Below are 8,708 nucleotides of genomic sequence, written 5' to 3'. Positions count from 1 at the left end.
ATTTCCCATTACGCAAGTAAGTAAGACCCCTGAAAGACGATCAGGTAGATAGGTTCGAGGTGGAAGTGCGGTGACGCATGCAGCTGACGAATACTAATCGGTCGAGGACTTAACCACATTTTATTGCTCAATTCAATGAAACGTTTATCCAGTTTTGAAAGAATGATCTTTCTAAGGGTTTCAAGACACAAGCTAGTCGAGGAAACGACTGAGTGATTGAAGGAGCGTACTAAAGTACGTGACTGAAAGAACGAGGGAAGTTGACGAAGGATAGGGCCGTGTATTGGAAGCCGAAAATAGTGAAGTGATGATGGCAAAGAGGTCACACCCGTTCCCATACCGAACACGGAAGTTAAGCTCTTTAGCGCCGATGGTAGTTGGGGGCTTCCCCCTGTGAGAGTAGGACGTCGCTTCGCACACGCAAAACCACTGAGGAATCAGTGGTTTTTTTGTTGTTTTAAATAGATACATTATAATCGATTATATTCTGACCATGGTCATGAATTTTGTGACGTCATTGCTGAATTCATTTTCTTTAACAAAACCAAGCTTTTTATATAAATGAATGGCTCTTTCATTAAACGTTGCTACGGTTAATCTTAACGATTTACTTGGATAACTATCTTCAATGAATTTCATAATATACGTACAAAACTCGAACCCCTTGCCTAGACCCACCAGATTGGGGTGCATTCCGACTCCCATATCAATTAAATCTTCCTTATAAACATCAAATTTATTTCCGCTAGGTACTCGAGCACTCTTCCCGGTACAAAAAAAACCAATTACCTCTTTATTTTTATTAATAATTACATAGTAGGATCCATCCAGTAATTCCTCCATAGCTTCCACTGTTTGTTCATTATTATAAAAGTCGTAAGGCTCTTCATAATTCCAGTCGAGAATTGCAGTGGCCATCTTGCTGTTCATCTTTTCAAAAAAAATTTCCATTTCTTTAAGACACCTCTTTTAACAAATTATATAGTTGATATTAACATAAAAACCCATTTTAGAAAGGTCGTCTTTACTGTGAAAGGTAACTTTGGCTATCTTTAAACAGACAATACAAAGTAAGATAAAATATAAAGGATTTATAAAGTTACAATTATCGGAAAAATTACTTGTTATAGTGATTGTAGGAGGCGTACATGATGGCACAACAAATTCTTTTAGTGGAAGATGACCGCGAAATTGCGCGAATTATTAAAGACACATTAATAAAGGAAGGTTATGCAGTAACATGGGCAACGACAGGAATTGAAGGATTAGAAGATTTCTCTGCCGGAAACTATGATTTAATACTTGTTGATTGGATGATGCCTGAAATGGATGGGTTATCAATGATTGAACATATTCGAATGCAAAGTGATGTCCCAATTATTATGATCAGTGCAAAAAGCAATGAAACGGATAAAGTCACAGGATTACAAGATGCCGATGATTATTTGGCAAAGCCATTTTCTTTAGAAGAGTTAAAAGCGCGTGTTCGGTCTCAATTACGTCGATGGCAGCGATATAATAAAGTCTTTGCAGCAGAAGATATGTTTTCATATGTACATGGGTTAAAAATCGATTGGGTAAAAGAACGTGTTTATATCGAAGATGCTGAAATTAACTTGACGCAAAAAGAATTTGCGTTACTGAAAGTATTGGCACAAAATCCATTCGAGTTATTTACAAAGGAAGCGTTGTATACACTTGTTTGGCACCAAGTTGAGCTGGACCAGACACATACGGTAACGGTCCATATTAAAGCATTACGTGAGAAGCTGCATGATCCTGTAAAATCACCTAACTATATACAAACCGTATGGGGAAAGGGCTACCGCTTTATAGGTGAACAAGTATGAAGATTAAATCATGGCTTCTACTTACGTATTTGCTTGTCATGATATTGCCGTTACTTGCATTGTATGGTCTTTACGTAACGATTAACGCATATTACCAAGATAAAAATGTTGATGAGTATTTTGAAAAGTGGGCATTAGTTACAGATTTAAAAGATCAATTGGATCATCCATCGCTTTACAATATTAATGCGAATTACAAGGAAATCGAGAAACTGGCATCCGATCAGTTGATGATTACGCTGTACAGTCCGAATGGAAAGATTTATTATTCCTCAAATTTTATTAACACTTTCAGCAGCTTTGATTCGAAAAGAACGGTTTATAAAAATCTGTATGAATTTGAACAAAACTATAAGACATTTATTTATAAAGAACCTGTTTATGAAGATGGAGAAATAAAGGGTATATACAAAATTGCGCTCGTTCGTTCAGAATGGCTGGAACAAGTAAATACCAAATCTCTATTTGTCATAATTAGTTTAATTGCAATAATGCTGCTCATATACGGGTCGGTTGTCTATTTGCTAAACAGACGCCTCAATAAGCCGGCAAAACGACTAATGGAGCAAATGCGTGCTTTCGCCAAGGATGAAGCAACAAATCCGCTACCTGTAACAAAGGATGAAATCGGGGAATTAACCGAGAGCTTTCAGCTAATGCAGCAGGAAATTACGGCGACTCGAAAAAAGCTTGCATCGGAGCAGCAACAAAAGGAATTTATGATTGCAAGTCTGTCTCATGACTTGAAAACGCCTCTAACATCAATTCAAGCATATGCAGAAAGCTTACGGTACGGGAACCATTCTGAAAAGGATCATCAGGAATATTTGCAGATCATTCAGTCCAAATCAGACTATATGAAGCAGTTGCTTGATGATTTAATGATGTTGACATTATTGCAATCCCCAACATATGAACTGGAACTTGTAAAAGTCGATGGTGAAGAGTTTTTTGATATGCTTTTAGGTGACTATGAACAGATTAGTAGGGAAAAAGGGTTTAAGGCAAAAACGAAAGTCAAAGTGGAAGGAAGTTATTTCGTAAATCCGAAGCAACTGATGCGCGTTGTCGATAATGTTGTCGCGAATGCATGGACGTATACAAATCCTGGAGGAACGATTTATGTATCCGCATTTGAAAAATCAAATATGCCTTCGTGGAGTATAGGGAAATTAGCAGAAAGCTTTACGGAAAAAGGTGTTTATATTGTCGTACAAAACAGCGGTGCAGCGATAACGGAACAGGAGTGTAAACAAATGTTTGAACCGATGTATCAGATTGATGATTCCCGAAGCCATATAGGTGAGCGGGGGGCTGGTCTCGGTTTAAGTATTGCAAAGCAAATTATAGCTAAGCATGATGGAACAATTACAGCTAGAGCACAGAAAAATCAGTTAGCGATTGTCATATGGATACCATCAATTGAAGAAGAGAGGAATGGATAAAATGAAAAAATTGATTTATTCAGCAGCAGTAGTTTTAACGCTATCTTTGGCAGCATGCAGCAATGAAGAAAGTTATTCACCCCAGGAAATATTAGATCAGGCGATGCAGGAAACGTCTGAGCTTGATTCTTTTTATGGAGAATATAAAATGACAATGGATGACGGGACCGAAATACTTTCAAAGCAATGGGAGAAAAACGGAAAGACTCGTGTAGAGATGGTTGACTCCACAGGAGAGGAATCAATTGCTGTTAACGACGGTAAAACAATAACATCCTATTCGAAAACAATGAATGAAGCAATCATCTTTGAGCTCGGTCCAGACATGGAAAACTTAGTTCGACCAACGTTAAAAGAGCAGGCATTACGTACATTAGAACAAATAAAAAATTCCCATGATATTACGATTGGTGAAGAAGAAAAGATTGCCGATCATGAAACGTACCATTTAATCGCAAAAGCTAAAAAGCAAAATACGCTTATTGGAGATATGGAAGTTTGGGTTGATAAAAAAACATGGATGACATTAAAGACAATATCTGTAAGTGGCGATATGAAAATAACTTCTGAATTCACAAAATTTGAACCGAACAGTAAAATTGATGATTCCATATTTATTCTGGACATTCCGGAAGATGCTAATGTAAAAATTGAGCCTTTTCAGCCAATCGAACAATTAACAGAGCAGGAAGCTGTCGAGAAGCTAGGCCCCTTTTTAATCTTCTCCGAATCACTTGGTTACACATTGGAAGGAATTGAAGATATGGGGATGGCGGAAACTGAAGAGATTGTGTTAACGTATTCTAAAAACGGTGAGCAGCAATTTTCTCTTTCAATCTTCAAGCCAATGGAGTCCATCGGTGAAGATGAAGAGATAATTGAAGTACGCGGACAAAAAGGATCTAAAATTGATTTGGAGACTTTCAAATTACTTCAATGGGATGAAGAGGGCTTACGCTATAATATAATTATTGAAAATCCTGACTTAACATTTGAGGATATACTGGAGTTAACAGAACAAATGGAGTATATAAAATAAATGAACTGGAGCAATCACTGGAAATTTGTGATTGCTCCGTTTTATTTTCCAGTTGTGACAAATCGTTCACAAAATTAAATCTTTCTATTAGAAAGTACTAAAAATATCGTGGTATAGTTAGAGCGATATTTTACATGTGGAAGGATGACCTTTTTGGCTAAAAAGCAAGTATGGTATGAAGTAGAAGAAAATGAAACAATCGAGCAATGCCTTGAAAGAATGAAGAAAGATGGCTATATGCCATTTGGACGAAGAGAAGAACCTGTATTTGAAGAGGTAAATGGCGAACCTGTTTACTTACGTCAAAAAATACAATTTAAAGGTATATTAATAGAAGATTAACGGGCGATTTGATTAAAAACCGAACATTATCTTTTGCTTTAAAAATATCGTTCGCATTTTTACGTTGATTTTATTCGTAACCCTTGTTAAAATGTGAACAGGAAAAACATTTAATCCCTCATATATGCTAGAGAATATGGCTCTAGTGTCTCTACCCGGCACCGTAAATACCGGACTATGTGGGAAAGCAACTTCAGGTATGATGAATAAAGGATGTGGATTGCAATGCAATTATCTACATATACTTTTAATGCTCAGTCCTCAAGTAGATTGCTTTCTCATGCGTAGAGCGTAGAGAGCAGTTTATTTGAGGATTTTTACATTGATTTTTAACAAGTGAGAAGATGTTTAAAGGAGCGAAATTCATGAATCCGAAAATTGGCGTTATTATGGGAAGTTCAAGTGATTGGGAAACGATGAAGCATGCTTGTGACATTTTGGACGAGCTGCAAGTGCCTTATGAAAAGCAAGTCGTTTCAGCACATCGCACACCAGATTTAATGTTTGAATATGCGGAAGCTGCACGTGGACGCGGTATTCAAGTAATTATTGCAGGGGCTGGTGGAGCAGCTCATTTACCAGGTATGGTAGCAGCAAAAACGACATTACCTGTAATAGGGGTACCTGTACAGTCACGTGCGCTAAACGGACTCGATTCACTATTATCGATTGTCCAAATGCCAGGTGGTGTACCTGTCGCAACTGTAGCAATCGGCAAGGCAGGAGCAACAAATGCGGGCCTGCTTGCAACGCAAATTTTAGGAGCGTTTGATCAGGAGCTTGCTGCAAAGCTTGAGGCAAGACGTGAAGCGACAAAAGCTCAAGTTTTGGAAAGCACAGGTGACTTAACGTGACGAAAATGATTTACCCTGGACAAACAATCGGCATTATCGGCGGTGGTCAGCTTGGTCGTATGATGGCAGTTGCGGCAAAAGAAGCCGGCTATAAAATCGCAGTACTGGAGCCAACAATGGATTCGCCTTGTGGGCAAGTGGCAGACATACGAATTGTCGCAGCTTACGATGATGAAGCAGCATTGGAAGAGCTGGCGGAAGTAAGTGATGTCATAACATATGAGTTTGAGAACATCGATTACGATGGCTTAAAGCGTTTAACACAAATGGCCTATGTTCCTCAAGGTGCAGAGCTTGTGCGCATTACACAAAATCGTGTAACAGAAAAGCAGATGATTGTTGATGCAGGCTGTCCGGTTGCGCCATATATTGTCGCTTCTACATATGAACAGCTTCAAGAGGACATCGGAAAAATCGGCTTCCCATGTATCGTAAAAACAGCACGGGGCGGTTATGACGGGAAAGGCCAGCAGTTATTGAAATCTGCTGAGGACTTACCGTTAGCAAAAGAATTATTTGCATATTCACAGTGTATTGCAGAGGGCTTTGTTCCATTTACAAAAGAGATTTCAGTCATCGTTCAACGCAATGGAGACGGTGAAACTTACTGCTTGCCTGTCGGAGAAAACATTCATATAAATCATATTTTACATGAAACGATTGTGCCGGCACGTATCGAACAGTCGACAGCACAATTAGCTGAGGAAGCTGCTCTAAAAATTGCGGATTCACTACAACTGATTGGTACATTGGCAGTTGAAATGTTCGTCCTTGAAGATGGCAGTATCGTAATTAACGAATGCGCACCACGTCCGCATAACTCAGGCCATTATTCGATTGAGGCATGCAATATTTCACAGTTTACTCAGCATATTCGTGCAGTATGCGGGTGGCCGCTACGTAAACCAAAACTGTGGGCGCCATCGATTATGGTGAATGTACTTGGTCAGCATGTCGTTCCATTAACAAATTCAATTTCGAAGTTTCCTGACTGGTCAGTACATTTGTACGGGAAATCAGAAGCAAAGGTAAATCGAAAAATGGGTCATGTCACAATCATGACAGATGATATAAATACAGCATTACAACAAATTAAAGACTCTGGTATCTGGCCGGAGTAAAAGGAGAAGATTTATGATAGAACGCTATACACGTCCTGAAATGGGTGCAATTTGGACTGAAGAAAATAAATTTAAAGCATGGCTTGAAGTAGAGATTTTAGCTTGTGAAGCCTGGGCTGAAATTGGTGAAATTCCAAAAGAGGATGTAGCAAAATTACGTGCAAATGCATCATTTGATATCAATCGTATTTATGAAATTGAGCAGGAAACACGTCATGATGTAGTAGCATTTACACGAGCTGTTTCGGAAACACCTGCACTTGGTGATGAAAAGAAATGGGTACACTACGGTTTAACTTCAACGGACGTTGTAGATACAGCACTATCATATTTAATCAAACAGGCGAATGAAATTTTACGGAAAGATTTACATCAATTCATCGCTATTCTGACTGAAAAAGCGAAAGAGCATAAATTTACAGTAATGATGGGACGTACGCACGGTGTGCATGCAGAACCGACAACATTTGGTTTAAAGCTGGCATTATGGCTTGAAGAGATGCGCCGTAACTTAGTACGTTTTGAAGAAGCCGCAAAAGTAATCGAAACAGGTAAAATGAGCGGTGCTGTCGGAACATATGCCAATATTAACCCGCGTGTGGAAAGCTATGTATGTGAACATCTTGGATTAGCAGCTGCACCAATTTCTACACAGACATTACAGCGTGACCGTCATGCACAATACTTTTCTACATTGGCATTAATCGCTACATCAATTGAAAAGTTTGCGACAGAAATCCGCGGACTGCAAAAATCTGAAACACGTGAAGTGGAAGAAGGGTTTGCGAAAGGGCAAAAAGGTTCTTCTGCTATGCCGCATAAGCGAAACCCAATCGGCTCTGAAAATATGACAGGTATGGCACGATTGATGCGCGGTTACATGCTGACAGCTTATGAGAATGTAGCTTTATGGCATGAACGTGATATTTCCCATTCTTCAGCTGAACGTGTAATTATTCCGGATGCCACAATTACATTAAATTATATGTTAAATCGTTTCGGTAATATTTTGAAAAACTTAACTGTATTCCCTGACAATATGAAACGCAATATGGAGCGTACATTTGGTCTGATCTACTCTCAGCGTATTTTACTTGCGTTAATCGACAAAGGATTATCACGTGAGGAAGCGTACGATACGGTTCAGCCATTAACAGCGCGAGCTTGGGATGAGCAAACACAATTCCGTCCGCTTGTGGAAGCGAGTGAAGAAATCACAGCGCATCTATCACCGGAAGAAATTGCAGACTGCTTTGACTACAACTACCATATTCAGAATGTTGATTTGATTTTCGAACGTTTAGGTCTTAACTAACTAATCAATTAATCAGGAGGAATACGTCATGAATAAAGGCCAGCTTTTATATGAAGGGAAAGCAAAACGATTATATACAACAGAAGATACTGAAATACTTTTTGTTGAATACAAAGATAGTGCGACAGCATTTAATGGTGAGAAAAAAGCCGAGATTGCTGGAAAGGGAAATTTAAACAACCAAATTACGACGTTACTTTTCGAAAAGTTACAAGCAAACGGAATTGAGTCACATTTCGTAAAAAGGCTTTCAGCGAACGAACAGCTTGTACGTAAAGTCGAAATTATTCCAATCGAAGTTGTTACACGCAATATTGCTGCAGGCAGCCTGGCAAAACGTCTAGGCTTGGATGAGGGTACTCCACTAAAGCGTCCGATCGTCGAATTTTACTATAAAGATGATGCATTAGGTGATCCGCTGATTACAACAGAGCATATTGATGTGCTGAATATCGCAACACCAATGGAAGTAGAACAGCTGTATAATGCGGCACTGCATGTGAATGAAGTGCTGCTACCGATTTTTACTGCTGTTGGTGTAACGCTAGTCGACTTCAAACTGGAATTTGGTCGTGATAAAGGCGGCAATATTTTACTTGCCGATGAAATTTCTCCTGACACTTGTCGTTTATGGGACTCTAGTACAAAGCAAAAGCTTGATAAAGACGTATTCCGCCGTGATTTAGGCAATCTAACGGAAGTATATGAAATTATATTACAAAAACTTGGAGGCAACTAACTC

Annotated in this window: 9 protein-coding genes, 2 rRNA genes and 1 riboswitch; of the genes, 10 read left to right on the top strand and 1 reads right to left on the bottom strand. The window is 38.9% G+C overall.

Annotation, left to right across the window (positions count from 1 at the left end; translation table 11 throughout):
• Together M3166_RS15890 and rrf are read left to right on the top strand one after the other, a co-directional pair.
• Positions 1-117 (top strand): 23S ribosomal RNA (locus M3166_RS15890); the annotation flags it as partial.
• A 183-nt stretch (positions 118-300) separates the two neighbouring features.
• A 5S ribosomal RNA gene (gene rrf, locus M3166_RS15885) occupies positions 301-416 on the top strand.
• A 64-nt stretch (positions 417-480) separates the two neighbouring features.
• Here rrf and M3166_RS15880 read toward each other — a convergent pair.
• Positions 481-951 carry a GNAT family N-acetyltransferase gene (locus M3166_RS15880; protein WP_251690826.1) on the bottom strand — a complete coding sequence of 157 codons (471 nt, stop codon included), beginning with the start codon at positions 949-951 and terminating at the stop codon, positions 481-483.
• Positions 952-1,151: 200 nt separating this feature from the next.
• Between M3166_RS15880 and M3166_RS15875 the strand changes: the two genes are divergently transcribed.
• The 8 genes from M3166_RS15875 (at position 1,152) to purC (ending at position 8,705) form a co-directional block, all read left to right on the top strand.
• Complete coding sequence (locus tag M3166_RS15875) at positions 1,152-1,850, top strand: response regulator transcription factor (protein WP_251690825.1); 699 nt, start codon at positions 1,152-1,154, stop codon at positions 1,848-1,850.
• A complete protein-coding gene (locus M3166_RS15870; protein WP_251690824.1) occupies positions 1,847-3,295 on the top strand; it encodes a HAMP domain-containing sensor histidine kinase in 1,449 nt (482 codons plus the stop codon). The genes M3166_RS15875 and M3166_RS15870 overlap by 4 nt, the downstream gene beginning before the upstream one ends.
• 1 nt (position 3,296) lies before the next feature.
• Positions 3,297-4,334 (top strand): LolA family protein, encoded by a 1,038-nt coding sequence (locus M3166_RS15865; RefSeq protein WP_251690823.1) that lies wholly within the window; start codon positions 3,297-3,299, stop codon positions 4,332-4,334.
• Between the two features lie 153 nt (positions 4,335-4,487).
• Positions 4,488-4,676, top strand: a complete 189-nt coding sequence (locus M3166_RS15860; protein ID WP_251690822.1) for an NETI motif-containing protein — start codon at positions 4,488-4,490, stop codon at positions 4,674-4,676.
• A gap of 98 nt (positions 4,677-4,774) precedes the next feature.
• Positions 4,775-4,874: riboswitch (purine riboswitch) on the top strand.
• A gap of 167 nt (positions 4,875-5,041) precedes the next feature.
• Positions 5,042-5,530 (top strand): 5-(carboxyamino)imidazole ribonucleotide mutase, encoded by a 489-nt coding sequence (gene purE, locus M3166_RS15855; protein ID WP_251690821.1) that lies wholly within the window; start codon positions 5,042-5,044, stop codon positions 5,528-5,530.
• On the top strand, positions 5,527-6,651 hold the full coding sequence (gene purK / locus M3166_RS15850; protein WP_251690820.1) for a 5-(carboxyamino)imidazole ribonucleotide synthase: 1,125 nt from the start codon (positions 5,527-5,529) through the stop codon (positions 6,649-6,651). Before purE ends, purK begins: the two co-directional genes overlap by 4 nt.
• A gap of 13 nt (positions 6,652-6,664) precedes the next feature.
• Positions 6,665-7,966 carry an adenylosuccinate lyase gene (purB, locus tag M3166_RS15845; protein WP_251690819.1) on the top strand — a complete coding sequence of 434 codons (1,302 nt, stop codon included), beginning with the start codon at positions 6,665-6,667 and terminating at the stop codon, positions 7,964-7,966.
• 28 nt (positions 7,967-7,994) lie between these two features.
• A complete protein-coding gene (gene purC / locus M3166_RS15840) occupies positions 7,995-8,705 on the top strand; it encodes a phosphoribosylaminoimidazolesuccinocarboxamide synthase (protein WP_251690818.1) in 711 nt (236 codons plus the stop codon).
• Positions 8,706-8,708: the final 3 nt, after the last annotated feature.

The organism is Solibacillus isronensis, assembly GCF_023715405.1.
Classification (GTDB): Bacteria; Bacillota; Bacilli; order Bacillales_A; family Planococcaceae; genus Solibacillus; species Solibacillus isronensis_B.
The sequence above is the reverse complement of the archived record's forward strand: the minus strand, read 5'-3'. Positions and strand labels throughout refer to the sequence as shown.

Excerpts from the sequence above, each read along its gene's own strand:
- M3166_RS15875 (WP_251690825.1), top strand. The coding sequence starts at position 1,152 with ATGGCACAACAAATTCTTTTAGTGGAAGATGACCGCGAAATTGCGCGA.
- purC (WP_251690818.1), top strand. The coding sequence starts at position 7,995 with ATGAATAAAGGCCAGCTTTTATATGAAGGGAAAGCAAAACGATTATAT.
- purE (WP_251690821.1), top strand. The coding sequence starts at position 5,042 with ATGAATCCGAAAATTGGCGTTATTATGGGAAGTTCAAGTGATTGGGAA.
- M3166_RS15865 (WP_251690823.1), top strand. The coding sequence starts at position 3,297 with ATGAAAAAATTGATTTATTCAGCAGCAGTAGTTTTAACGCTATCTTTG.
- purB (WP_251690819.1), top strand. The coding sequence starts at position 6,665 with ATGATAGAACGCTATACACGTCCTGAAATGGGTGCAATTTGGACTGAA.
- M3166_RS15870 (WP_251690824.1), top strand. The coding sequence starts at position 1,847 with ATGAAGATTAAATCATGGCTTCTACTTACGTATTTGCTTGTCATGATA.
- M3166_RS15880 (WP_251690826.1), bottom strand. The coding sequence starts at position 951 with ATGGAAATTTTTTTTGAAAAGATGAACAGCAAGATGGCCACTGCAATT.